The sequence below is a fragment of the Persicobacter diffluens genome, assembly GCF_036244895.1.
In the GTDB taxonomy this organism is placed as follows: domain Bacteria; phylum Bacteroidota; class Bacteroidia; order Cytophagales; family Cyclobacteriaceae; genus Persicobacter; species Persicobacter diffluens.
Genome location: NZ_BQKE01000001.1, coordinates 1,172,766 through 1,199,236 on the forward strand (window position 1 = coordinate 1,172,766; position 26,471 = coordinate 1,199,236).

A 26,471-nucleotide genomic window follows, 5' to 3' on the forward strand; every position below is an offset into this window, starting at 1 on the left:
TCCCTATTTATTATCCCTGAAAATTTTCCTAATTTGCACCCATGCAGGAGGAGTTAGATTTAAAAAGTTTTAAAGAGGAAGCGGACAGTCGGTTGGCTCATAATAAAGAAATCGCAAAGAAATTACGTAAAGTTAAGCCCAGAGCGCTGGACGGTTTATTTCATGCGGCCCATGATCAGGTTTTTGAAGCAATGGATTGTTTGACTTGTGCCAACTGTTGTAAAACTACCAGCCCCATATTTAAACAGGGGGATATTCAGCGGATGGCCAAGGCTTTTAAAATGAAGGTGCCCGAATTCATAGATGCTTATCTGCATTTGGACAGCGAGGGAGATTACGTGTTGAATGAGGCGCCATGTCCTTTTCTCGCGGCGGATAATACCTGTATCGCGTATGAGTCCCGCCCAACGGCTTGTAGAGAGTACCCCCATACCGACCGAAAAAAAATGAGACAGATTGTAAATCTGACCGTAAGAAATACCTTGGTTTGTCCGGCAGTTTTAAGTGTTTTAAAAATAATTGAAGAAAAGATATAAATACAATTCTAAAAAATAATAGGATTATTTCAGTAAAACAGATTAAGATTTTTATTAAATCATAATGACTCCCTTGTTTTTTTCCACAGTGCCGAACGATTAATTAAGTGCTTGGTTTAATGGTTAGTGGTGTAGAAAATCACCCTTTTTTTGTTTGATTTTTAAGATTTATTATCAGGATTTCAAGCAAAAAAAGTGGTGGTCAGATACCGGAATTTCACAAACTAATTAACCGTTATGACCAAAAATTATCTGTGGAGGGGATGGCTGATAACCTTAGGGTTGATGCTGGGAGCATTTACTACTTTTGCCCAGCAAGCCATTACCGGAAAAGTAATCTCTGGGGATGATCAGCAGCCCATTCCCGGGGTCAATATTGTCGAGAAAGGTACCGCCAATGGTACCATCACCGATTTTGATGGAAATTACAGTATGAGCGTCAGCGGACCTGATGCCATTTTGCTATTTTCCTTTGTCGGGTATCAGGATACAGAACAACAAGTCGGTAGTCAGACCACCATGAATATTTCTATGGCCACTTCCGTGGAGGAGTTGTCTGAAGTGGTGGTAATTGGTTATGGTTCTGCAAAAAAAGAAGATCTTACCGGCTCAGTAAAAGCCATTTCAGCTTCGGACTTTAACCAGGGGTCCCTTAACTCCCCCCAGGAGTTGTTGAACGGGAAAGTTCCCGGGGTGCAAATTACGAACTCCGGAGGTGCGCCCGGAGCCAATTCCACTATACGTATTCGGGGGGGATCCTCTCTTTCGGCTTCCAATGATCCTTTGATTGTGATTGACGGAGTGCCCATTGATAATAATGAGATCGCCGGGATGGCCAATTCCCTGAACACCATTAATCCGAATGATATCGAAACCTTTACGGTATTGAAAGATGCCTCCGCTACCGCCATCTATGGTTCGCGTGCTTCAAATGGGGTGATCATGATTACCACCAAAAAAGGGACTTCAGGTGGGATTTCACTGGATTATAACGGTACTTTTTCGGTGAATACGGTTCCCAAAACCATTGAAAGCCTAAATTCCAATCAGTATCGGGAATTGATGAATACTCGATTCGAAACGACCAATCCGGCTGTGTTGGATTTGTTGGGAGATGCCAATACCGATTGGCAGGATGAAATCCTGAGAACCTCTGTGGCAACGGATCATAATGTTTCGGTTGGAGGAGAAATTGCAGAATTCCTTCCTTATCGTGCCTCTGTTGGGTATTCTTTAAATGATGGTATATTGAAAACTTCCCAATTGAAACGGTGGACGGGTAATATCAATCTGAATCCTAAGTTTTTTGATGATCACCTGGCCGTAAACATCAGTGCCAAAGGGATGAATATTGAAAACCGCTTTGCAGATACCGGGGCTTTGAACGGTGCAATAGGATTTGACCCTACGCAGGTGGTGCGAGATCCGGAACGTTTTGCTCCTTATGGAGGTTACTTTGCCTGGGCAGGCTCGACCGGTCTTCCGATTAATATAGCTCCAGGAAATCCCTTGGCGCTTTTGGAACAAAAGCTAGATAAATCCACTGTTAATCGTTTTATTGGTAATATCCAACTGGATTATAAGTTCCATTTCCTGCCGGAGTTAAGAGCCAATCTGAATCTGGGAACTGACCGTTCGAAAGGAGGAGGGAATGTGATTATTGATCCACAGGCGGCTTTTGATTTAGGAGCTTTCCAAAATGAAGGCGCCAACAAGCGCTATGATGAGAAGAAACGAAATGAATTGCTGGATTTCTATTTACAGTATGTTCATAAGTTTGAAGGGCCGGATTTGAATTTCGATCTGATGGCTGGATATTCCTGGCAGCATTTCTGGAATGAAAAGATTGAAACGGACGTTTTTGGTAACGGAACCATTCGTAATCCGGAATTGATTCAACGCTCAGAGAACTTTCTTGTCTCCTTCTTTGGTCGTCTAAACCTGAATTTGAAAAATCGTTATTTACTGACAGCTACGCTGCGTAATGATAATTCCTCGAGATTTGCGGAGGGGAACCGTGAGGGAGTTTTCCCATCTCTTGCCTTTAGCTGGAATATAGATCAGGAAAGCTTTATGGGCGGAAGTGGGACCTTGTCTACTGCGAAAATCAGAGCGGGATACGGTATAACCGGTCAGCAGGATATTGGGGAGGACTATGGTTATTTAGGAATCTACACCCGTGGACAAGAAACCGCTCAGGCGATTGGTTATAACCCGGATGGTAGTCCGATCTTCGTGTCTACGCTTCGTCCAGAAGGTTTCGATGCTGACTTAAAATGGGAAACTACCACTACCTGGAACGTAGGTATTGATTATGGATTTAAGGATGATCGCTTCACCGGTAGTTTGGATCTATATCTTAGAACTACTGATGATTTGTTGAACACCATTCCGATTCCTGCAGGTTCGAATTTAAGTAATGAGCTGCTGACCAATGTGGGTAGCTTGGAAAATCGTGGTATTGAGTTCTCTTTTGATGCCAATATTATTCAAAATCAGGACTGGTTCTGGAGTGCCGGCATTAATTTCACCTACAATGTGAATGAAATAACCAAGCTGACCCAGGTGGATGATCCGTCCTACAAAGGGGTGCCGACCGGAGGAATAGCCGGAGGTACCGGTAATAATATTCAAATTCACTCCGTAGGATACCCTGCCTTTTCTTTCTTTGTTTGGGAGCAAATATATGATGAAAATGGAAATCCAATAGAAAATGCCTATGTGGATCGCGATGGGAATGGTATCATCAATGACGATGATAAATATAGATATAAAAACTCCGCACCGGATGTTTTGATGGGAGTAAATACCAAAGTGACTTACAAGAATTGGGATTTCAGTGCTTCTGGTCGGGCCAGCTTTGGCAACTACGTTTATAATAATGTGAATTCTGATGGTGCCTTTTACAACAAATTGCAGACCAACGGGCAGTTTACCGGTAATGTCACGACCAATATTTATGAAACCAATTTTGTGACTCCTCAATATTTCTCAGACTATTATGTGGAAGATGCTTCTTATTTCCGATTAGACAACATTATGATCGGATATAATTTTAATAATATTTTCGGAGGAAAGTGGAGAGCCCGGGTTTACGGAACCGTCAACAACGTGTTTGTTATTACAGGGTATGATGGTCTTGATCCTGAGGTTTTTGACGGGATTGATAACGAAGTTTATCCAAGACCGAGAACCTTTATGTTGGGAGTGAATTTGGGATTCTAAACTTAGCTTAACCATGATGATGAAAAAAATAACTGGTGCCTTTCTGGCCATTGTGCTGATGTTAGGCCTTGACTCCTGTATTTCTGATCTGGATGTTACACCAATTGATCCAAATCTGAATACAGCTGATAAAGTATATCAAACTCAAGATGACCTTCGTGAAGGTCTTGCAAAAATTTATGCCGGATTTTCGGTTTCCGGTCAACAAGGACCTGCCGGGCAGGGGGATTTGTCCGGTTTTGATGAAGGTCACTCCCAGTACTTGAGAGGATTGTTTGTGTGTCAGGAATTGCCCACCGAAGAAGTAATTAACGGCTGGAATGATGGTAATTTGCCAAAAGTCAGTCAGATGACCTGGGGAGATGGTAATGAATTCATCCGGTCATTCTACTATCGCGCAATTTATCAGGTTTCACTGGCTAATGAATTTATCCGGCAGGCCTCCAGATTTGTAGGCCAGGAAGGTTTTGAACGCGTTCCTGAGTTCATTGCTGAAGCCCGATACCTGAGAGCTTTCTCTTACTGGCATGCTTTAGATCTGTTTGGCAACGGCGTGCCCTTCGTTACGGAAGCCAATGAAGTAGGTGCTTTTCTTCCGCTTCCGGCAGGGGAAAATGCGCGTGGCCCGGAATTGTACAAATATATTGAATCCGAAGCCTTGGCCATTATTGGAGATAATCCGGAGGATAATGCCAATGTATTGCCAGATGCCGAAGCAGCAGTCTTTGGTGAGGCAGATAAAGCAGCAGCCTATATGCTCCTTGGGAAGTTGTATTTGAATCATGCCGTCTATCTGGGATCTGAGGATAATGGTGAATATCAAAAGGGACTTCAAATCCTTCAAAGACTCTATGATGCGGGTGTATATTCTTTATACACTACGGATGGCCCTAATTACTCCGCTTATGAAGCATTGTTTCTGGCCGACAATCAGCTGACGTCTAATGAAATTATCTGGGCCTTTACCTTTGACGGCTTGAATGCCAAAACCTTTGGAGGAACCACTTATATTATTAATGCTTCCATGGGTGGTGCGATGGATCAGACCGATTACGGAACCGCCGATGCATGGGGAGGAAATAGAACCACCCCGGAATTTGTGGATTATTTTGAAGTAGACTCCCCTAACGATGGGCGTGCATTGTTTTTTACAGAGGGGCAGTCAAAGGAAATTCAAAATCAGGATCAATTCACCGAAGGTTACGCGGTGGTTAAATTTAAGAATAAGAAACAGGATGGTTCTGATGGTAGCAACCTGTCAGAGGGATTTGCGGACACGAATTTTCCGGTATTTCGATTGGCGGATGCTTATTTAATGACCGCCGAACTAGAATGGCGGATTAATGGTTCGATCTCGGCTGCGTCAATTGGGCGTATTAACGAGATTAGAACAAGAGGTGGGGCTAGTACAGTTAATTCCATTACTGATCCTAAAGACTTTCTGTTAAAAGAAAGAGCACGAGAGCTTTATTGGGAAGGGCACCGAAGAACAGATTTGGTCCGCTTTGGAGAGCTTGTTGGGGATAATTATGTATGGGCATTTAAGGGAGGAATTCCTTCGGGTACATCGGTAAATTCACGATACAACTTGATGCCTATTCCAAGTACGGATGTGAATGCAAATCCGAATCTTAAGCAGAATCCTGGTTACTAGGCTATTATTTAAAGAGATTTCAAAGCTATGAAAATAAAATTTTTAATTTTTGGATTGCTAGCCTTCTCCATAGGATTAGTGTCCTGCAATGATGACGACCGCTCCAACCCAAGGGTCAATGGTCCTGACAATAGAACTGCTCCTGTGATTGATCTCCCGGAGTCTATTGTCCTGACGGAGGAAAATTCCGGAGATTCTATTCGATGGGAATGGACCCCAGCAGATTTAGGTGTGGGAATTATTACGAATTATACCGTATTTATGGACCCTGACGGTGGGGACTTTGCTAATGCACAGGCCTTAGGGACAGTAACTACTCCTTATTGGGAGTCCACCAGTAAACAATTGAATATTGGTTTGGTGTTAGCCGGAATTCAGGCTGAAACGCCAACTAATGTCGATATCATCATTCAGGCTATTGTTCCTGGTGTGGATACTTTAATGTCCAATGCGGTGTCAACTACTGTAACTACATGGAATGATCCGGCGGCCTTCCCGGTTGAGCTATTTCTCGCGGGATGGTTTCAGGATTGGAACAATGCGGATGATAGAACAACGCTTGAAGGCGAAGAAGGATTATATTCTGGTGTAATGCCTTTTTATGGCGTGGAGGATCCCGATCAAGGCCATGATGAATTTAAGATTTTAACGCAAAAAGGCAATTGGGATTCTCAGTGGGGAGATAATGAACCTGATGGTGTTTTAGATCCTAAGCAAGACGGAGATCCAGCAGCATTAACCATTCCTGGACCAGCTGGAGATTATAGAATAGATGTGGATTGGACGACCAAGGAGTACACCATTACGCCTACTACTTGGGGTGCAATAGGTGATGCTTTTCCCGAAACGGGTTGGAATAGTAGCAGAGCAATGACATTTAATCAAGCAGATTCTACTTATTCGCTGACTACTGATATGAATGCTGGTCCGTGGAAATTCAGGCTGGATGATAATTGGGATGTGAATTTGGGAGATGATGGTTCTGGAGGCTTAAGCTTTGGAGGGGGAGATTTCAACCTCGATGAAGCAGGAAATTATACCATTATTCTTGACGTGAAGAAAACACTGGACGGTCAGTATTCCTTTACGATTACAAAAAACTAATTACTGTGAATACTTCAATAAAAAAGCCGTCCTCTTTGGGCGGTTTTTTTGTTTCGCTTTAGTCCATATTATTACTTTTTTAATTTTTAGGGGAAAAAAGTGTACCCTGGCTTTTATGGGGTGAGCAAAAAAGAGCGACAAGTGGAGGTATATGCTGCCTATTGGGGAGTCTTTGAGTTGTTAAAAAAACAGAGAGTTCAAACGTTTGCGTTTTAATATTCGCAAAAACACGCACATAAAAGGGTTGAAAATTAAGGAATATGAGATATTGAATTAGTTATTTTTATAAATGGAATACTTATGAACAAAACCTTATACTTTTTAATTGGATTTTTCCTGTTTCTTTCTCAGAGTGTAAGTGCTCAAACTATTACGGCCAGCCCTGAGAAGTTTAAAGCTACGGATGAAGTAACATTTACTGCTGATGTAACCGGTAATGCTTCTTTGGAGGGCCTGACCGAAGCCTGGGCCTGGGTTTGGGTGCCGGATGGGGCAGGTGCAGCAACGAATGTCAATCCTGCTACAGATGCACAGGATGCAGCAAAATGGACCAAGGGAGCAGGGAATGTTTGGACGATTACTTTCGTGCCTACTGAATTTATTGGGGCTTCAGCCGATCAGATTTCTCGAATGGGAATTATCCTGAAAGGAAGAGATTGGAATGACGGGCAAACCTCAGATGTCTTTTTTGATGTAGAGCAAGCAGGCGTTTTAAGTCTGGATTTTACAGCCAGCGTAAGTGGTCCGGTGGAAATAGGGGAAACCGTTACCCTTACAGCGACACCCAATGAAACTGCTGATTTGATCATTAAAGATGCGGAAGGCGTTGTTTTCAGCTCAGAGGCTGATTCCGAGGGAATATCCCATGATTTCACTCCTGAAGCTTCCGGAAGTTATAAATTTATTGCGACCGCCAATACAGCAGATCAGTCTTCTGAAAAGGAATTGGAGATCTTTGTGAAGCCTGATGTAGTAGATGCCGAATTACCCGCAGGCCTGAAATTGGGGCCGAATTACGATGCGAATGATGATACCAAAGTGACCTTTGTTTTAGTGGACCCATTGAAACAAAAGGAATTTGTGTATGTGATCGGGGATTTTAAAGAAACTGATTGGGAAGTTCAGGATCAATATTCCATGAAACGTTATGAGACCGATACTGCCAACTATTGGTGGTTAGAGGTGACCGGACTGACCCCTGGAGAGGAATATATTTATCAATACCTGATGGATGGTAGTGTGAAAATCGCAGATCCATATACTGATAAGGTTTCTGATTTTGATGATCAGTATATTGATGAAGCGCGCTATCCCGGCTTAAAGCCTTATCCGGAAGAAAAGACGCAGTTCCGTGCCTCTTATTTTCAGACAGGACAAACGGAATTTAATTGGTCAAACGAAACCATTAATTTCCAAAAACCGGCATCGGAGTCTTTGGTCGTTTATGAATTGCATATTCGCGACTTTACCGAAGAGCAAACTTATGAAGCCGCTATCGCCCGTTTTGACTATTTAGAATCTGTGGGGGTGAATTGTATAGAGTTGATGCCGGTGAATGAGTTCGAAGGCAATAATTCGTGGGGTTATAATCCGAACTTTTATTTTGCAGTGGATAAATGGTATGGTCATAAAAATGATCTGAAAACCTTCATTGATGAGGCGCATAAAAGAGGGATGGCTGTAGTGATTGATATGGTATTGAATCACACCTTTCACTCTTCTCCTTTCAACAGAATGTACAATGAGGGCGATTATGGAGACCCAACCGCCGATAACCCATGGTACAATCCACAAGGAAATTTCCCGGATGCTGATTTAAATTGGGGGGTAGACTTCAACCACGAAAGTGTGTGGACGCAGGCTTTGGTGGACTCGGTGAATACCTATTGGATGGAAGAATACAAAGTGGATGGTTTCCGTTTTGACTTTACCAAAGGTTTTACCAACCATGTGAAGGAGGGAGATGATATGTGGGGAAGTCGCTATGATCAGGACCGTGTGGATATTTTGAAGCGTATGAATGCGGTGATTAAGGCAAAGGATGAGGATGCCTATGTGATTTTGGAACATTTAACTGATTGGGATGAGGAAGCGGAACTTGCCAAAGAAGGCATGTTGCTTTGGACGGGCGCCGGGCCTCATCATGAGTTCGCTAATGCTGCAAAAGGTGATGGTGCTAATTTGATTGATCAATATTATGGTCGTCGTGATGGTAACGGAAGCTTAGGTGATAATATGGCCCTGGTTTCCTATATGGAGAGCCACGATGAGGAACGCATGAAGTTTGAGTCAGATTATCATGGAAAGGCACTTCATGGATATGATTTGAAGCAGGATAAATATTCAATTGACCGTCAAAAATTATTGGCCGCTTTTTTCCTTCCGGTACCTGGTCCAAAAATGGTATGGCAGTTCGGGGAATTAGGCTATGATGTTTCCATTAATCAAATTGAAAAAGACGGGGAAATCAGCGGAGATTACCGTACGGCAGAGAAGCCGGTGCTTTGGGAGTATAATGATAATGCAGAGCGGGTGAAATTGCGTAAAGTGTATAAGGCCCTATTCGATTTAAGAAATGAATCAGCCTTGTACAAGGCCACGAAAGCCAACACGCAGCTAAAACTGGGCGGTGATCAGCAAGTAAAAACCATTCAGTTGATGTCAGAAACCGGCCTGAAAGTGCATGTAGTGGGTAACTTTGGTATGCAGGCAGCAGAGGTAGGAGCGGCAGATCTTCCTTCGGCAGGTACCTGGTATGAGTATTTCAATGGCGGCAATGAAGTGGTATTCGGTCAGGAAGATAAGAAATTATTGGGCCCTGGAAACTTTCAGGTATATGTAAGTGAAGTAATTGAATTTCCCGAGACGGGATTGATTAATAATGATTTGCCATTCTTTTCCGTAAATCCGGCATCTTTCAAAAAAGAAGAGACCGCAGAGGTGACGTTTTACCCTGAAGGCGGAAATGCAAACTTAATTGATGCTGAAAATGTGAAAATGATGGTGGCGCCTGTTATGGAGATTGGTGGAAATGCAGGGGAATTTTTGAGTGTCGATATGACCGAGGATAGTGGTCGCTTCATTGCTTCCTTCAATCCTATGGAGTTGTTTGGACTGTCCGAAGAAGATGACTTAGTTGCTGTAGAGGTCTATTTTGAAGATGATCAGGGAAATAAAGGATTGTCTAAAGAGGAGGAGAATGGTATCCTGTCCGTGGAGGTGGAACGCGTTTCCATTAACCCTAAAGCATGGAGGGCTTATGAAGAGATCACCATTAATTTTGATCTTTCCGGTTTGGCAATTGGTCAGCAGGAAGATCTTTATCTATGGGCCTGGCATAATGGAGATGAGGAGGAAGAGGTGCTTAATGGTGATTGGGGGGCTTCGGATGAAGCCGCGAAATTAACCAGTTTAGGGAACGGACAGTTCGAAATGAAAATGGTGTCTGCAGATTATTATAATTTATCTCAGGCTGCGATCATGGCAGATGGCATCGAGTTTTTAGTGAAGACCAAAGACGGTGGCATGCAAACCGAGGATTTTGGCCCATTTAAAGCAACGGTTGTGTCGGATTCGGAAGCTGCATCAGATGGCCTTTTGATCTACCCGGTTCCAACGAATGGCCCGCTATTTATCAGTAGTGAGCAGTGGTCCGGAGAAGAGCTGCAAGTGCGAGTGTTAGATGCTATGGGGCGACTGTTAAAACAAAACACCGCCAAGGTGCAAAAAGGTGATCGCCTACAAATAGATCTTTCCGCTTATCAAACTGGATATTTCTTTGTTGAAATATTACAGGGAAGTAAGCGATCTGTTAGAAAAGTAATTAAACTTTGATGAGTTAAAAATAATTTTTGAAAAGCCTCAGTTTCCTTACTGAGGCTTTTTTGTTTGTATTTCAATCACTTCCGTAAAACCCATTCTTTGAGTAAATTAAATTTTAATTGAAATAATACTTTTGAATTTTCAGACTGTTTCATAAAGTCTGACCTGTATCATACCTATGACCACAAAATTCCCTAAATTTGCAGCCATAAAGACTTATTCAGTTTAATAAATACATTATCATGAAATTTCAACCAGGAGTATTATTCGGTGAAGAGTTGATGAAACTTTACCGTTATGCAAATGACAATAAGTTTGCGCTTCCAGCAGTAAACACTATCGGTACTGATTCTATCAATGCAGTTTTGGAGACTGCTGCAAAAGTAAACTCTCCTGTAATCGTTCAATTCTCTAACGGTGGTGCGCAATTCATCGCTGGTAAAGGAGCAGGTAACGCTGATCAAAAAGGTGCTATCGCAGGTTCTATCGCTGGTGCTAAGCACGTTCACTTGATGGCTGAGCTTTACGGTGTTCCAGTTGTTTTGCACACTGACCACTGTGCTAAGAAATTGTTGCCTTGGATCGACGGTTTGTTGGATGCTGGTGAGCAATTCTTCAAAGAGACTGGTAAGCCATTGTTCTCTTCTCATATGATCGACCTTTCTGAGGAGCCATTGGAAGAAAACATTTCTATTTCTGCTGAGTACTTGAAGCGCATGGCGCCAATGGGTATGACTTTGGAAATCGAATTGGGTATCACTGGTGGTGAGGAAGACGGTGTTGATAACTCTGATGTAGATGAGTCTCGTCTTTACACTCAGCCTGAGGAAGTAGATTACGCGTACACTGAGTTGTTGAAAATTTCTCCTAACTTCACTATCGCTGCTTCTTTCGGTAACGTACACGGTGTATACAAGCCAGGTAACGTGAAGTTGACTCCAACTATCTTGCGTGACTCTCAGGCTTATATCCACGAGAAGCACAACACTCCTGAAACTAACCCTGTACACTTCGTATTCCACGGTGGTTCTGGTTCTGAGAAAGCTAAGATCGAGGAAGCTTTGGGTTACGGTTCTATCAAAATGAACATCGATACCGATATGCAGTGGGCTACTTGGGAAGGTGTGATGAACTACTACAAAGCAAACGAAGCTTATTTGCAAGGACAAATCGGTAACCCTAAAGGTGCTGATGAGCCTAACAAGTCTCACTACGATCCTCGTAAGTGGTTGCGTACTGCTCAGGAGTCTTTCGTAACTCGTTTGGAAGAAGCATTCGCTGATTTGAACTGCATGAACCGTAACGCATAATTCGGTTTATTCCAGAAAATAAAATTTAGCCCGGGTATTTAGCCCGGGCTTTTTTTGTTCCCATTTTTTCTATAATTGCTTGATGTAAGCCTAATTATGCATACTTAATTCCTCGTTTCGCAAGGTGGGATACATGAAGGGATATTTTTTATTTCAAGTATTTCCCCACTAAGGTGTGTGGTAAGGAGGAAGCAATTTCACCCCAATTTGGGTATTAAAAATTAGCAAAACCACTCAAATTAATCTGACAACTTAGATCTGCGCGCGACCCTCTAAAGCAAGCGGTGAATAATGCGGCTAAATCCTGAAAGAAAGCGGTTATTAAATGCAATTGATTGTGTGAATATTCATAACAATCGTTTACATTAACATTATTCTGGGATGTCGGATTACGATTTGTATGGATCGTTTAATTTTTTGTATCTTTATTAAGTATTGGCTATGAAAATCAACATTTCCCCAACCTGTTTGTTTTTCAGTAAATTAGCTTAATCCCGGCATCTGTGCTTTCCTTATAATTTCCTGCTTACAATAGTAGGAAAATGACCGCTCGGTCAAAAATTTCGCCTTCGTGTGAAATTTCAGTTTTGAATTTTATTTAGAAGAATCCATTATATTCTATCCTATGAAAAGAGCGATGATTTGGACTTGCGCGTTGGCATTGGGCTTTAGCGCTTGTGGTGGAGGTGCTGATAAAGAGCAAACCACGACATCCAATACAGAGAAAACCACCACTATGCAAACCAGTGAAGGAAAAGCAGTGGTTTATCAGGTATTTACCCGTTTATTCGGAAATACCAATACCACCAACAAACCATGGGGAACCATTGAAGAAAATGGGGTCGGTAAATTCAATGATTTTACAGATAAAGCCCTGGAAGAAATTAAGGACCTTGGCGTAACACACGTTTGGTACACCGGAGTTCCACATCATGCCGTAATTACTGATTATACAAAATATGGTATTTCTAATGATGATCCGGATGTGGTAAAAGGCCGTGCAGGTTCTCCTTATGCCGTAAAGGATTACTATAATGTGAACCCGGATTTGGCTGAAGATCCGGCGAAGCGTTTGGAGGAATTTAAGGCTTTAGTGGACCGTACGCACAAACATGGAATGAAAGTGATTATTGATATCGTTCCGAACCATGTTGCCCGTAAATATGAATCTTTGAATAAAGAGGCAGAAGGTTTCGGGGTAAGTGATGATACTTCTGTGGATTATAAGAAGGATAATAACTTTTATTATATTCCGGGAAAATCATTCAAAGTACCAGCGTCTTTGGATAACTATAAGCCGCTTGGAGGAGATGAACATGCGCTCTCGGATGGCAAATTTGATGAAAATCCGGCTAAATGGACCGGTAATGGTTCTCGTGAAGCGCAGCCTCATTTCCACGATTGGTATGAGACTGTGAAAATCAACTATGGTGTTCGCCCTGATGGTACCTATGACTTCTCAGCGCTTCCTGAAGGATTTGACAAAAAGCCGGCAGCAGATCATTATGCTTTCTGGCAGGATAAGGAAGTGCCATCTTCCTGGACTAAATTTCGTGATGTGGCCTTGTACTGGACAAAAATGGGCGTGGATGGTTTCCGTTTTGATATGGCAGAGATGGTGCCGGTAGAGTTCTGGTCTTATATGAACTCTTCCATTAAAAATGCGAATCCGGATGCCTTTTTGGTGGCAGAGGTTTATAATCCAGCGCAATACCGTAATTATATCCACTTAGGTAAAATGGATTATCTGTATGACAAAGTAGAGCTTTACGATACGTTGAAGCATATCATGCAGGGGCATGGTAGTACGGATAATTTGGCACCAATTCAGGACGGTTTGGCAGATATCGAACACCATATGTTGCACTTTTTGGAAAATCATGATGAGCAACGTATTGCCGCGCCGGAATTTGCAGGTGATATGATGAAAGGTAAGCCCGCTATGGTGGTTTCTGCTTTGATTTCCACTTCTCCAACCATGATTTACTTCGGACAGGAAGTAGGAGAGCCAGCGGCAGAGGATGCCGGTTTCGGTACCAATTCAAGAACGACCATCTTCGATTACTTTGGTGTTCCTCATCACCAGCGTTGGGTCAATGACGGTAAATTTGATGGTGGGCAGTTGACCGAAGAGGAAAAAGGTCTTCGTGATTTCTATGTTCGCTTGTTGAATTTCACCAAGAACAGCAGCGCGCTAATGGGAGAGTATGCCGATATCCATGCCTTCAACCGTCAGAATGCCGCTGATTATGGTGATAAACTGCACAGCTTTGTGCGTTGGGATGATCAGGAAAAACTGATAGTGGTGAATAATTTTGATGCCGCGCAGGGAGCGGAAGTGGAAATGCAGTTGCCTGCCGAAATTGTTAAAGCCTGGGGCTTAAAAGATGGGGATAAAGTGACCATGATGGATCAATTGTATCAGCAGATTTCAGCTGATCTGAAAGTGGAGAATGGGGTAGGTAAATTCAATGTGAAATTAGCGCCTTTGGGTTCCTTTATTTTCAAATTGTAAAAATTGATTATTAGGAATAAATGAAAAGAAAAGCCGTATGCTTGAGTTTACTCAGGGGTACGGCTTTTTATTTTTAATAATGAACCGCAGTTTTCCAGGGATTAAATAATGATGAAAGTCACCTTTTTTAGTAGTCCAAGAGCAATAGCAACCGTTTGCGTAAAGTTATATCGCTGGATTTTGACGGCTTTTTTGGCTTCCTTAAAATTGAGGTATATTTGTATTAATAATTCAAGAGATTGATAATTTTTGGAGCTTATTCTGTAAATTACTTAAAACAGACCCCCTATGTTGAAAAGAATCCGCAATATTTTTTCTGTCGCTTTGATGTCGTTATTGACAGTAGCCTGTGGTGGAAATCAAGTATCGGAACAGGCGGCGGCCACGCCTGAAAATTTACCCTCACATTGGCCAAAAGGTATAACCTACGAAATCTTTGTTCAGTCCTTCGCAGATTCTAATGGCGACGGCATCGGGGATTTTAATGGAATGACTTCTAAGTTGGATTATTTAGCTGACCTCGGTGTTGAGGCCATCTGGTTAATGCCGATTATGAAATCACCTTCTTATCATAAGTATGATGTGGTGGATTATAAATCTGTTCACCCGGATTATGGTACAGAAGAGGAGTTCAAAAAATTCGTAGAGGAAGCGCACAAGCGAAATATTCGCGTGGTGGTTGACTTCATCATTAACCATACCTCTCATGAGCATTGGTGGTTTAAGGAGTCTGCGAAGGGGGATTTTATCACCGATGAGAATGGCGAAAAGGTGAAAAACCCTTACCGTGATTATTTTGACTGGATGACAGAGAAAGAGGCAAAGGCTTCCATTCACTGGGCAAAAGAGGCACAGGGTGATTCGGATAATATCATTCAATGGTATCAAAATCCTTATAATAAAGAAGATAAAGAGCTGTTCTACGGCTACTTTGGCGATCATATGCCGGATATCAACTATGACAATGCGGAAGTAAAAGAGGCCGTATTTGAAATTGGTAAATGGTGGTTGGCTGAAATGGGGATTGACGGCTTCCGTTTAGATGCAGCCAAGCACATTTTTGACCATGAGGAAGAGAAAAACCACGCTTTCTGGGTGGAATTCTACAATGAAATGAAGACCGTAAAGCCAGATGTTTATTTGGTAGGTGAGGTATGGGCGGATTCTGATATCGTAGCGCCTTATCTGCAGGGACTTCAGTCGTTGTTTAACTTTGATTTTGGTTATGCCATAACCGATGCCTGTAAAGATGCGGACGGAACAGGCCTGATTGATAATTACAATGCGATTAGCGCCAAATATCAGGCAGTACAGCCAAATTATGTAGATGCTACTTTCATTACCAATCACGATCAGAATCGTGCGATGTCGGTATTGGAAAACGATATGGATAAAGCCAAAATGGCTGCTTCCATTCTGATGACCTTCCCGGGATCTCCTTACCTGTACTATGGGGAAGAGATCGGAATGCGTGGATTGAAGCCAGATGAGTTGATTCGTGAGCCTTTCCTTTGGGCGAAAGATGCTAAAGAAAATACCACTTGGGAAAAAGCAGAATACACTACTTTTGAGACAGTAGCCACTGCGGAGGTGCAGGAGAAAGATCCGAAATCCATTTTGAATCACTATAAGAACCTGATGCATGCCCGCCGTGCAGAGGATGCACTGACCATGGGGACAATGACTGCCTTGCGTGTAGAAGGAGCTTCAAAAGCAATTTTGGCTTTCGAACGTGATTATAAAGGAGAAAAGGTACTGGTATTCCACAACCTGGGAGACCAGACAGAAAGCCTGAACTTCAAGGCCAGGGATTTCAGCAAAGTGGTATTGGATACGAAGAACAATAAGGTTAAAGACGATAGCATTGAATTGGCAGCTTATTCGACTTTGATTTTAAAGAAATAAGAAATCGGGGGGAGGCCCCCGGTTTTTTTGTGTGCCGGGGAATGGCCCGGGCATAATTTAAAGAGAATCGATTTATATTTTTCAATTAAAACACATGAGACAACAACCAAAATTATCGTTTTGGCAAATGTGGAACGTCAGCTTCGGCTTCCTGGGCGTTCAGTTTGGTTTTGCGTTGCAGAATGGTAACGTGAGCCGTATTCTTCAGGCATTGGGTGCTGATGTGCATCATCTTGGTTTTTTCTGGCTGGCCGCTCCGATCGCAGGTATTATCATTCAACCGATTATTGGGGGTGCTTCTGATCGTAGCTGGATTCAGTATTTACCCGGACGCAGGGGTCGTCGTATTCCATTTATTTTGGCGGGAGCCATCGCCGCGACCATTGCCATGTTCCTGATGCCGAATTCGGAGTTCTTTACTACTTTGATGCCGGCGATGTTTTTTGGTGCGACCATGTTGTTGATCATGGATGCTTCCTTTAATATTACCATGCAGCCCTTCCGTGCTTTGGTGGGGGATATGGTGCCTAAAAACCAACGTGACAAGGGCTATGCTATCCAGTCATTCCTGATTAATACGGGTGCAGTTGTGGGTTCCTTGTTGCCCTTTATTTTGACGGCCGTTGGGGTGGCGAATGAACCTCTTCCAGGTGAAAAAGTGGCTCCCTCTGTGACCTGGTCTTTTTATATCGGAGGCTCTGCCCTTATCTTGTCGGTATTATGGACTTCTCTGAGAACAAAGGAGTATACACCGGAGGAATATTTCGAATATCACCCGATTGAGGAGAAACCAAAAGAGGCGAAAAAGGATTCTTTCATTGATCTACTGAAAAATATGCCAAAACCTATGATTCAGTTGGCTTTGGTACAGTTCTTTTCCTGGGTAGCTTTTTATATGATGTGGGTTTATTCTACGCCTGCAGTAGCAGAACATGTTTGGGGAGCTACGGATCCGCAATCTTTGGAATATAATGAAGCCGGTAACTGGGTTGGCGTATTGTTTGGTGCATATTCTTTGTTCGCTGCTTTATTCTCTATTGTGATGGCGCAGTTGGTGGAGAAATTTGGAAGAAAAACAGTATATGCATTTGCCTTGGTCTTGGGGGGTATAGGATTGGCTTCCTTCCCATATGTGACAGATAAGTATATGTTGATCGTTTCAATGGCTGGGGTAGGGATTGCTTGGGCGGCGATTTTGTCGATGCCATTCGCGATCCTGTCTGAGGTATTACCAGCCGATAAGATGGGGGTTTATATGGGTATTTTCAATTTCACCATTGCCGGCCCACAAATATTGGCAGGTTTAATGGGGGCAACCATCGCAAATGCCTTGGGTGCACCGATCTGGATTATCTTTGTAGCAGGTATTTGCTTATTATTAGGAGCGCTTTCAGTAGGATTAGTAAAACAAAAATAGCGATTCAATAAAAATTTAATAACATAACTATCTTATCTTTAGTTAAATAGTAATTAAGGGGTTAGCTTGTGGCTAATCCCTTATTTTTTTGTACTATTCTCATTGCGCCCAGTGCAAACGAGTGCAGGAGAATTTTAGGTGAAATTATCATATTACTATTGTTGTCCCTTATAATGGGATTAAATTTGATTTATAATCAAGGAAGGGATAGTCATTTTGTGGGATTAATAAAAGCCCTGAAATTATTAGAACTATTTTTACCGAGATCGATTTGTAATATAAGGTTACCATTAGAGCCTTATTGGAAATGAATTTACTTGTCAACTAATAATATTATGGATATCAAAGGATGTATTTTTGATTTGGACGGAGTAGTAGTCGATACCGCCAAATATCATTATCTGGCTTGGAAAAAATTGGGTGCTGAATTGGGCTTTGATTTTACTGAGCAGGACAACGAACGCCTGAAAGGTGTAAGCCGCATGCGCTCTTTGGACATCCTGTTGGAAATCGGTGGTTTGACGATTTCTCAAGAAGAGAAGGAAGCAGCTGCTACTAAGAAAAATGAGTGGTATTTGGAGTTTATTCATCAAATGCAACCGGATGAAATCCTGCCTGGAGTTTTGGATTTCTTCAATCAACTAAAGGAAAATAACATCAAAATTGCCTTGGGTTCTGCATCCAAAAACGCGGTTTTGATCTTAGATATTTTAAAAATCAAAGATTACTTCGATGTAATCGTAGATGGTAACTCGGTATCCAAAGCCAAGCCGGATCCTGAAGTGTTTACTCAGGGAGCGGAAAAAATGGGCTTGACGGCAGCAGAATGTGTGGTATTTGAAGATGCGGAAGCAGGGGTGGAAGCAGCGAAAAATGGTGGCATGCGTTGTGTTGGAATTGGGGAGCAGGAAGTGCTTTCTCAAGCAGACGTAGTCGTATCCGGTTTTACCGAATTTAATATTGAAAATCTAAAAGCTTTATAAAAAACAACCACTGCCTTTGGTAGTGTAGGAAAGTATAATGTGTGGGATTGTTGTCCTCACCCGGTTGGGGGATTGGGTGCAGGACAACCCTTTTTCTTTCTTGGAATTACAATAGCGTTATGAAGGAATATATCAAGCATCACGAGTGGAATATTGTTGAGGAGGGGTTTGACCCTGCTGACAATCGCGTTTCAGAATCTCTATTCTCATTGGGTAACGGCCGTATGGGTGGTCGTGGTAACTTCGAAGAGAAGTATTCTGGCGATAGCCTTTTAGGAAATTATGTGGCAGGTGTTTACTATCCGGACAAAACCCGTGTAGGTTGGTGGAAAAACGGTTACCCTGAGTATTTTGCTAAAGTTTTGAATGCGGCAAACTGGTTAGGGATCCATGTAGAAGTTGACGGCGAGGAGCTGGATTTAGCTACTGCTAAAGTAGAAAACTTCAAGCGTGACCTGAATATGAAAGAAGGTTACCTACAGCGTACCTTCGAAGCGACTTTGCCATCAGGCAAAAAAGTAGCAGTAGTATCTACTCGTTTGTTGTCCATTGTTGATGATGAGGGTGGAGCAATCCGTTACGAAGTAAAAGCGGTTAATTTCTCCGGAAATATCAAGTTTTCTCCATTCGTTGATGGTGACATCGAGAATGAAGATTCGAACTACGATGAAAAATTCTGGGTAGAGGTCGCTAAAGAAAACGAAGCGGGTCAGGCAATCTTGGTGAGTGAGACTTTGAAGACTCAATTCCAGGTGGCTACCGGTATGAAATGGAACTTGACTTTGAACGGTGCCGTTCAGTCTACTGCCATTGAAACCGAAAATAAAGAGAAATTTGTAGGTAACAGCACTACTGTAGCAGTAAGCGAAGGTGATGTTGCGACTATTTTCAAATATATCTGTAACATTTCTTCCGAGAATCATGACAAGGGAGATTTGATTGCAGTAGCTAAGGATTATTTAGCGCGTGTGGAAGCCAAAGGCTTTGATACGATGATGGAAGAGCAGGCTGCTGCCTGGGCGAAAAAATGGGAATTCTCTGATATCCTGATTGAGGGCGATGTGAAAGCGCAGCAGGGTATCCGCTTCAATATCTTCAACATGAACCAGACTTACACTGGTGAGGATGCACGTTTGAACATTGGTCCTAAAGGATTCACTGGTGAGAAATACGGCGGGGTGACTTACTGGGATACGGAAGCTTACTGTGTGCCATTCTACTTGATGACTGCAGAGCCTGAGGTAGTAAGAAATCTGTTGATCTACCGTTACAACCACTTGGAGCGTGCCATCGAGAACGCACAGAAGTTGGGCTTCACTGACGGAGCAGCACTTTACCCAATGGTAACCATGAACGGTGAAGAGTGCCACAATGAGTGGGAGATTACTTTCGAGGAAATCCACCGTAATGGTGCTATTGCATTCGCAATTTACAACTATATCCGCCACACAGGGGATGACAAATACCTTGCAGATTACGGTTTCGAGGTATTGTTGGGAATTACCCGTTTCTGGAAACAGCGTGTGAACTGGTCGGTAGGTTACAACAAATACGTAATGTTGGGGGTAACCGGTCCGAATGAGTTTGATAACAACGTGGACAATAACTGGTACACTTCTTACATCGCAATGTGGTGTATGGAATACACGACCAAAGCAGTCGAAATTCTAAAAGAGAAGTACAGCGAGCGCTATGCGGAATTGGTAGCGAAAACCAATTTCAACGAAGCAGAGGAAGTGGCGAAATGGGCTGAGATCCGTGACAATATGTACCTTGGATATGACGAAGAGCGTAATATCTTCATCCAGGCGGACGGTTTCTTCAACAAAGAGCAAATCTTGGTGAAGGATATGGATCAGTCTCAGTTGCCAATCGTACACCACTGGTCTTGGGATCGCATTCTACGTTCTAACTTCATCAAGCAAGCGGACGTATTGCAGGGAATTTACTTGTTCGAAGAGCGTTTCTCTGTAGAGGAAATTAAAGCGAACTACGATTTCTACGAGCCACGTACGGTTCATGAGTCTTCTCTTTCTCCATGTATCCACTCTATCCTGGCAGGTAAAATTGGTGATCAGGCACGTGCTTACGAATTCTACTTAAGAACTTCTCGTTTGGATTTGGATGACTACAATGCCGATACACGAGACGGTCTTCATATTACTTCCATGGCAGGTACCTGGATGGCAGTGGTAGAAGGTTTTGCAGGTAAGCGTGTATTCGATGACGGCGTATTGCGTTTAGCACCATTTATCCCAGCTGAGTGGGGTGCTTATACTTTCAACATCACCCATCAAGGAGCGATGTTGGCGGTGAGAGTTTCCGAAGGAAAAGTGGAAATTACCAACACTTCTGATGTAGCGATCAACGTATTCGTACATGACAAAGAGGTGGCAGTTCCGGCAAATGGAAATGTAGCGATCTGATAACGATATTCAATAATTGTAATATTCGAAGAGGGGAGGTTTAACTTTCCCTCTTTTTTTATGCAATTGTATTTTCCTGAGGCCTTGGTATAGCAAAATAATCGCATATTTTTCATAATTTAGCCGATATATGATTCTATTTGGGAAGGCATATGCAGTAGTAATGGAGATTTAATTTTTAGATCATGAAAGCGCAAACGACAATTAAAGATATTGCCAAGGCTTTGAATATTTCCCCCTCTACGGTTTCTCGTGCTTTGAAGGATCATCCTGATATTAGCCAAAAAACAAAAGATGCGGTGAATCAGGTGGCAGAGGAGTTGGATTATCACCCGAATACCATTGCTCAGAGCTTGAGAAAAAGCCGTTCGAATACCATTGGGGTGGTTGTGCCGGAGTTGGTACATCATTTCTTTGCCAGTGTGATTTCGGGTATTGAGGATGTTGCCTATAAGGCGGGCTATCGAGTGGTGATTTGTCAAACGAATGAGGATGTGGAGCGGGAGAAGCAAAATGTGAGCGCACTGATTTCTTCCAGGGTGGATGGGATTTTATGTTCCATGACCAAGGAGACCCGGGATTTTAAGCATTTTAAGTCAGTACAGAAGCGTAATATTCCATTGATCTTTTTTGATCGAATTGCCAATGAAGTGAAAGCGGATTCTGTCGTAGTTCAGGATTATGAAGGAGCTTTTCAGGCGGTGGAGCATTTGATCAGTCAGGGTTGTAGAAGGATTGCCCACTTCAAGGGACCGGATTCGCTTTTGATCACCAAACAGCGAATCAACGGTTTTCACGATGCCATGCGTGAGCACAAGTTGCCGGTGGAGCAGGATTTGATTATTGAAGCCGATAACCGGGATTTGGCCAGAGCGACCATAAGACAAATGGTGGAGAGTGGAGCGCCACTTCCGGATGGTATTTTCTGTGTGAATGATAATGTAGCGGTGGGAGCCCTTTTGCAGTTGCGGGAAATGGGGGTAAAAGTACCGGAGCAGGTGAAAATTATTGGTTTTGAGGATGATGTCACCTTTACCCAATTAACGGATCCTCAGATCAGCTCCGTGGTGCAGCCATCCTTTGAAATGGGGCAGTTAGCCACCCATATGTTCTTGGATGAGCTGGCCAGAAAGGAAAGTCATCCGGATAAAATTTTGGAGATTAAAACGCCTCGAATTGAAGTGCTAAAAACCAAAGTGGTAGTCAGAGGATCTTCTTGTGAGAAAGTTTGGGAAGAGGAAAAGAATAGAAGGGTACAGGAATGATCTGTAGGGAAAATATAAAAATGAAAAGCTCCGTATGTGGAGCTTTTTTTATTTCATGAAAAATTGCCTTCAAATAATTTAGGACTTTTCGACTAAACCTTTAAATTATACTCTTCTTTTTACATCCGGGAGACACATTAACTGGTAATCCTATGTTTATCTTGATAATCAGTGCGCCTTTCGTGTAACGATGATTGCGTATAATGAGTTTCCATTTTATAAATAACCAAATTAAACACTATGAGTGAGACCTACTTGGGTATCGACATAGGCGGAACCAATACAAAGTTCGGGATTGTGAGCCGTCAGGGCGAGTTGCTGGAGAAAGTAAAGTATCCTACCGCTGAATTAAGCGCAGAGCCAGATGGATATATAGAGGCCTTTCTGGGAAAATTAACTGCTTTCTTAGAAACGCATCCGGAAATCAAAAAAGTGGGACTTGGCGTCCCGGGGACATTAGGGCCGCGTCGACGTAAGACCATGGAATTTCCCAATATTCCGGGATTGAGTAATTATGATCTGATGGATCGTCTCGAGTCTGATTTTCCTACCCATGTTTTCCGCCTGGAGAATGATGCAAATGCGGCGGCCTTAGGCGAGTTTTTCTTCGCCAAAGAAGTTATTCCGGACGATTATATATTTTTGACCCTGGGTACTGGTGTAGGCGGTGCTGTGATTTATGAAAAAGACATTTTTGGGGGTGAAGGCGGAAATGCCATGGAAGTCGGGCATATTCCGGTAGGCAATGGAAAGTCTTTAGAGGAAACCATCGGTAAGAAAGGGATAGTGGCCATGTGCCGGAAATACCTGGAGGAAGGAAAGTTGGATTCTAAATTAAAAAACAATGAGTCCCTGAATTCTAAAAAAATTCAAAAAGCCTGTCTGGAAGGTGATCCCGTAGCAGTAAAAGTTTTTACAAAAGTAGGAAAATACCTGGGGCAGGGGATCGTTTCCAATCTCCGCATTCTGGACATAGCTACCGTAATTTTAGGCGGAGGAGTGGCAGAAACCTATGACGTGCTTTATCCCGCCATGATGGAGGAGTTAGAAAAATGGCTGACGCCTTATTATCTGGAGAAATTGAACATCAAAACCGCCTCTTTAGCCAATGAGGCCGGTATCCTTGGGGCGGCCTCTCTGGTGATCGCTTCCTGAAAAAAAACAGCTGGTGAGCATGCTCTTCAGCTGTTTTTTTTTGCCATTTCGCAAATTATTTTTTCAACACCTCAATCTCAATCAGGTGATCTGTGGCCGTAAACCGAAGTCGGTAAACGACCTGCTGCTGCTCTTCACAGCCTTTTCCTCCCGAAATCTGGTAATGAAAAAATCGTTGCGATCGTCGGTATAGCTCTTCCTTATTGGGGCGACCTAATAATTTCACGATTTGCGTGGTACTAATTTTTTCCAAATCAGCCTCTTTGGCTTGTAGCAGGGGTAAAAGCGCTGCTCTTTTGCCCTGACAGCCCTCTCGATCGGCTTTCCAGCTTTCCTGATCAAAGCCCGGAATTTCAGGGGTAGGTTTACAGGAGAAAAAACTTAAACAAGTGAATAGGAATAAAAAGGATAATAGATTCATAGGTCGTGCTTAGTCAAAAACGAAAATAGTCAAAATGTAGGTTTTATCCACTGTCGGTTGCTTTTGAAATGCGAGATTTGCCGAAATTCTATATTTATTCGCATTGATATAATCAAAGCTTAATGAGTGGAAATGCATTGGCGTGTAAGGTAAATTCAAAAAATCACTTAAATTGCCGATAAATTTTTATAACACATCATGGAGTCTTTTTTAAAGTTTTTTAGAACCAGCTCATTGGTCTTGGCCGTCGGGGTGTTCTTGTACGTTTATGCCTGGATGCCAGAAGGAGTGACGGTTTCGGTGGATGCAGTAGGGAATTCGGAACTAATTGTGACCAAGGATTCCTTTTTCTTCGGGGGTTTGATTTTCTTATTGTCTATCAATGGGGTGTTTTTCATTTATCTGAATTTGTTGAAAAATATGAAAGTGAGGAAAATTTCCGGAGGCCTGACTTATCGGAATCCAATTTTTCGTCATGAGATGATTCAATGGTTTTTGGCGCTGAATGGCATCCTTAATTTGGGATTTATTTTATCTATGGCCTTTTTGGCTTCGTTCAATAATCAGCAGTTTGGAGATGGTGGCGTTTTGGGCAATACCATTTTCTTATTTCCGGTGGTAATGTTGGCTGCTATGGTCTGGTTGGTGGTGATATTGTCGAAAAACAGGCGCTAGTGACGACAATTTTAAGGAATACCAGTAAAATATTTGCAACCCACCCAAAAGGTTTAGTAAATTAACATGCCTTTTTCTTAAAAATTGTAAGATTTTGGAAAGGGTTGAGATTATATATTTTTTCAGCGCGCGATCTTAGGATTAAAACAATGGCGAAACAGCAAGAAGCAGTATATACCGAAGACAGTATTAAATCCCTGGACTGGAAGGAGCATATCCGGCTGCGTCCGGGTATGTATATCGGTAAGTTGGGGGATGGATCTTCAGCGGATGATGGGATTTATGTACTCGTCAAAGAGATTATAGATAACAGTATCGATGAGCATATGATGGGCTACGGCAAGCAGATTGACGTGACCATTTCGGATCATCGTGTAAAAATCAGAGACTATGGTCGTGGGATTCCTTTGGGAAAAACCATCGACTGTGTTTCCAAAATCAATACCGGTGGAAAGTACGATTCCGGTGCCTTCCAAAAATCAGTAGGATTGAATGGGGTAGGTACTAAGGCGGTAAACGCCCTTTCCAATTATTTCAAGGTGCAGTCGCACCGCGAGGGGGAAACCAAAATAGCGGAATTTAATCAGGGAGAGTTGGTAACCGATCATCCAATCGGTAAAACGGATCAGCCCAATGGTACCAAAATCACCTTTGAGCCGGATGGTACGGTATTTAAGAACTACCATTTCATTCCGCAGTATCTGGAAAACCAGATCTGGAACTATGCCTTTTTGAATGCGGGTCTGACCATTAATTTCAATGGACAGAAATACCATTCCGAGCATGGTTTGCGTGACCTGTTGGAAAGAAAAACCAATGCGGAGGAATTGCGCTATCCGATTATTCACCTGAGAGGGGAGGATATCGAAATCGCCTTTTCACACTCTAATCAGTACGGAGAGGAATATTACTCCTTCGTGAATGGTCAGTACACTACGCAAGGTGGTACACACCTTCAGGCTTTCCGTGAGGCTTTGGTGAAAACGGTTCGGGAGTTCTTCGGCAAGAATTTCGATGCGGCGGACGTTCGCGCCAGTATCGTAGGTTCTATAGCTGTACGAGTGCAGGAACCTGTTTTTGAATCTCAAACCAAAACGAAGCTGGGCTCTTTGAATGTAGCGCCTGAAGGAGCCACGATGCGCTCTTTCGTGGGAGACTATGTGAAGAAGGTGTTGGATGATTATTTACATAAGCATCCGGATGCGGCGGAGGCATTGCTGAAGCGTATCAACCAATCGGAGCGGGAGCGAAAGGAGATTTCCGGCATTAAGAAGTTGGCCAATGAGCGTGCGAAAAAGGCCAATTTGCACAATAAGAAATTACGCGACTGTCGCATTCACTTTAATGATGCCAAGGCAGGAGATAAGAAAGAAAATACGATGATCTTCATTACCGAGGGTGACTCTGCCTCCGGTTCCATCACCAAGTCCAGAGATGTAAGTTCTCAGGCGGTATTCTCTTTGAGAGGAAAGCCATTGAATTGCTTCGGTCTGACCAAAAAGGTGGTCTATGAAAATGAAGAGTTCAACTTATTGCAACACGCCCTGAATATTGAAGACGGTCTGGATGGTTTGCGTTACCGGAAGATCGTAATCGCAACGGATGCCGATGTTGATGGTATGCACATTCGCTTGCTACTGTTGACCTTCTTCCTGCAGTTTTTCCCTGATTTGGTGAAACAAGGACACGTCTATATTTTGGAGACGCCACTTTTCCGTGTTCGAAATAAAAAAGCTACTCATTATTGCTACGATGAGGAGGAAAAACAGAAGGCGATGAAGAAATTAGGAGGTAAGCCTGAAATTACCCGATTTAAGGGTTTGGGGGAGATCTCTCCAGACGAATTCGGGAACTTTATCGGCGAAGATATCCGTCTGGATCCGGTAATTTTACAGAAAGAAACAAAAATCGAGGATTTGCTCAGCTTCTTCATGGGTAAAAACACGCCAAAACGTCAGTCTTTTATCATTGACAATTTGCGTGTGGAGAAAGATTTAGTGGAAGAAGAAGTGGTTTAATTTTTTTTAAGTATTCCTAAGGCAAGGCCTTTTTAAAAAT

General features: G+C 42.7%; 16 protein-coding genes. 15 read left to right on the forward strand and 1 reads right to left on the reverse strand.

Going from position 1 to position 26,471, the window contains the following annotated elements; translation table 11 throughout:
• Positions 1–41: 41 nt before the first annotated feature.
• The 13 genes from AAA970_RS04985 (at position 42) to AAA970_RS05045 (ending at position 23,317) form a co-directional block, all read left to right on the forward strand.
• Positions 42–536 (forward strand): YkgJ family cysteine cluster protein, encoded by a 495-nt coding sequence (locus AAA970_RS04985; protein ID WP_338236177.1) that lies wholly within the window; start codon positions 42–44, stop codon positions 534–536.
• Between the two features lie 237 nt (positions 537–773).
• Positions 774–3,761, forward strand: a complete 2,988-nt coding sequence (locus AAA970_RS04990; RefSeq protein WP_338236178.1) for a SusC/RagA family TonB-linked outer membrane protein — start codon at positions 774–776, stop codon at positions 3,759–3,761.
• 13 nt (positions 3,762–3,774) lie between these two features.
• The gene (locus tag AAA970_RS04995) at positions 3,775–5,415 is read left to right on the forward strand and encodes a RagB/SusD family nutrient uptake outer membrane protein (RefSeq protein WP_338236179.1); all 1,641 of its coding nucleotides are present in this window, start codon (positions 3,775–3,777) and stop codon (positions 5,413–5,415) included.
• Positions 5,416–5,442: 27 nt separating this feature from the next.
• Complete coding sequence (locus tag AAA970_RS05000; RefSeq protein WP_338236180.1) at positions 5,443–6,519, forward strand: SusE domain-containing protein; 1,077 nt, start codon at positions 5,443–5,445, stop codon at positions 6,517–6,519.
• 300 nt (positions 6,520–6,819) lie between these two features.
• On the forward strand, positions 6,820–10,353 hold the full coding sequence (locus AAA970_RS05005; protein WP_338236181.1) for an alpha-amylase family glycosyl hydrolase: 3,534 nt from the start codon (positions 6,820–6,822) through the stop codon (positions 10,351–10,353).
• A 230-nt stretch (positions 10,354–10,583) separates the two neighbouring features.
• Positions 10,584–11,651, forward strand: coding sequence for a class II fructose-bisphosphate aldolase (gene fbaA / locus AAA970_RS05010; protein WP_053404339.1), 1,068 nt, complete (start codon positions 10,584–10,586; stop codon positions 11,649–11,651).
• 625 nt (positions 11,652–12,276) lie between these two features.
• Positions 12,277–14,166, forward strand: a complete 1,890-nt coding sequence (locus AAA970_RS05015; protein ID WP_338236182.1) for an alpha-amylase family protein — start codon at positions 12,277–12,279, stop codon at positions 14,164–14,166.
• A 288-nt stretch (positions 14,167–14,454) separates the two neighbouring features.
• Positions 14,455–16,071, forward strand: coding sequence for an alpha-amylase family glycosyl hydrolase (locus AAA970_RS05020; protein WP_338236183.1), 1,617 nt, complete (start codon positions 14,455–14,457; stop codon positions 16,069–16,071).
• Between the two features lie 94 nt (positions 16,072–16,165).
• Positions 16,166–17,488 carry an MFS transporter gene (locus AAA970_RS05025; protein WP_338236184.1) on the forward strand — a complete coding sequence of 441 codons (1,323 nt, stop codon included), beginning with the start codon at positions 16,166–16,168 and terminating at the stop codon, positions 17,486–17,488.
• 335 nt (positions 17,489–17,823) lie between these two features.
• Positions 17,824–18,471 carry a beta-phosphoglucomutase gene (gene pgmB, locus AAA970_RS05030; protein ID WP_338236185.1) on the forward strand — a complete coding sequence of 216 codons (648 nt, stop codon included), beginning with the start codon at positions 17,824–17,826 and terminating at the stop codon, positions 18,469–18,471.
• A 119-nt stretch (positions 18,472–18,590) separates the two neighbouring features.
• Entirely contained in the window at positions 18,591–20,897 is a 2,307-nt protein-coding gene (locus AAA970_RS05035; RefSeq protein WP_338236186.1) for a family 65 glycosyl hydrolase domain-containing protein, read from the forward strand.
• Positions 20,898–21,082: 185 nt separating this feature from the next.
• A complete protein-coding gene (locus AAA970_RS05040) occupies positions 21,083–22,162 on the forward strand; it encodes a LacI family DNA-binding transcriptional regulator (protein WP_053404344.1) in 1,080 nt (359 codons plus the stop codon).
• 240 nt (positions 22,163–22,402) lie between these two features.
• Positions 22,403–23,317, forward strand: a complete 915-nt coding sequence (locus AAA970_RS05045; protein ID WP_338236187.1) for an ROK family protein — start codon at positions 22,403–22,405, stop codon at positions 23,315–23,317.
• Between the two features lie 55 nt (positions 23,318–23,372).
• Here AAA970_RS05045 and AAA970_RS05050 read toward each other — a convergent pair whose 3' ends face one another.
• The gene (locus tag AAA970_RS05050; RefSeq protein WP_338236188.1) at positions 23,373–23,738 is read right to left on the reverse strand and encodes a hypothetical protein; all 366 of its coding nucleotides are present in this window, start codon (positions 23,736–23,738) and stop codon (positions 23,373–23,375) included.
• Positions 23,739–23,936: 198 nt separating this feature from the next.
• Between AAA970_RS05050 and AAA970_RS05055 the strand changes: the two genes are divergently transcribed.
• Together AAA970_RS05055 and AAA970_RS05060 are read left to right on the forward strand one after the other, a co-directional pair.
• On the forward strand, positions 23,937–24,413 hold the full coding sequence (locus AAA970_RS05055) for a hypothetical protein (protein WP_338236189.1): 477 nt from the start codon (positions 23,937–23,939) through the stop codon (positions 24,411–24,413).
• A gap of 149 nt (positions 24,414–24,562) precedes the next feature.
• Entirely contained in the window at positions 24,563–26,431 is a 1,869-nt protein-coding gene (locus AAA970_RS05060) for a DNA topoisomerase IV subunit B (protein WP_338236190.1), read from the forward strand.
• Positions 26,432–26,471: the final 40 nt, after the last annotated feature.

Coding starts and splice junctions, on each gene's coding strand:
- AAA970_RS05040 (WP_053404344.1), top strand. CDS start 21,083: ATGAAAGCGCAAACGACAATTAAAGATATTGCCAAGGCTTTGAATATT.
- AAA970_RS05045 (WP_338236187.1), top strand. CDS start 22,403: ATGAGTGAGACCTACTTGGGTATCGACATAGGCGGAACCAATACAAAG.
- AAA970_RS04985 (WP_338236177.1), top strand. CDS start 42: ATGCAGGAGGAGTTAGATTTAAAAAGTTTTAAAGAGGAAGCGGACAGT.
- pgmB (WP_338236185.1), top strand. CDS start 17,824: ATGGATATCAAAGGATGTATTTTTGATTTGGACGGAGTAGTAGTCGAT.
- AAA970_RS05015 (WP_338236182.1), top strand. CDS start 12,277: ATGAAAAGAGCGATGATTTGGACTTGCGCGTTGGCATTGGGCTTTAGC.
- AAA970_RS05005 (WP_338236181.1), top strand. CDS start 6,820: ATGAACAAAACCTTATACTTTTTAATTGGATTTTTCCTGTTTCTTTCT.
- AAA970_RS05035 (WP_338236186.1), top strand. CDS start 18,591: ATGAAGGAATATATCAAGCATCACGAGTGGAATATTGTTGAGGAGGGG.
- AAA970_RS05025 (WP_338236184.1), top strand. CDS start 16,166: ATGAGACAACAACCAAAATTATCGTTTTGGCAAATGTGGAACGTCAGC.
- AAA970_RS05060 (WP_338236190.1), top strand. CDS start 24,563: ATGGCGAAACAGCAAGAAGCAGTATATACCGAAGACAGTATTAAATCC.
- AAA970_RS05050 (WP_338236188.1), bottom strand. CDS start 23,738: ATGAATCTATTATCCTTTTTATTCCTATTCACTTGTTTAAGTTTTTTC.
- AAA970_RS05000 (WP_338236180.1), top strand. CDS start 5,443: ATGAAAATAAAATTTTTAATTTTTGGATTGCTAGCCTTCTCCATAGGA.
- fbaA (WP_053404339.1), top strand. CDS start 10,584: ATGAAATTTCAACCAGGAGTATTATTCGGTGAAGAGTTGATGAAACTT.
- AAA970_RS04995 (WP_338236179.1), top strand. CDS start 3,775: ATGATGATGAAAAAAATAACTGGTGCCTTTCTGGCCATTGTGCTGATG.
- AAA970_RS05020 (WP_338236183.1), top strand. CDS start 14,455: ATGTTGAAAAGAATCCGCAATATTTTTTCTGTCGCTTTGATGTCGTTA.
- AAA970_RS04990 (WP_338236178.1), top strand. CDS start 774: ATGACCAAAAATTATCTGTGGAGGGGATGGCTGATAACCTTAGGGTTG.
- AAA970_RS05055 (WP_338236189.1), top strand. CDS start 23,937: ATGGAGTCTTTTTTAAAGTTTTTTAGAACCAGCTCATTGGTCTTGGCC.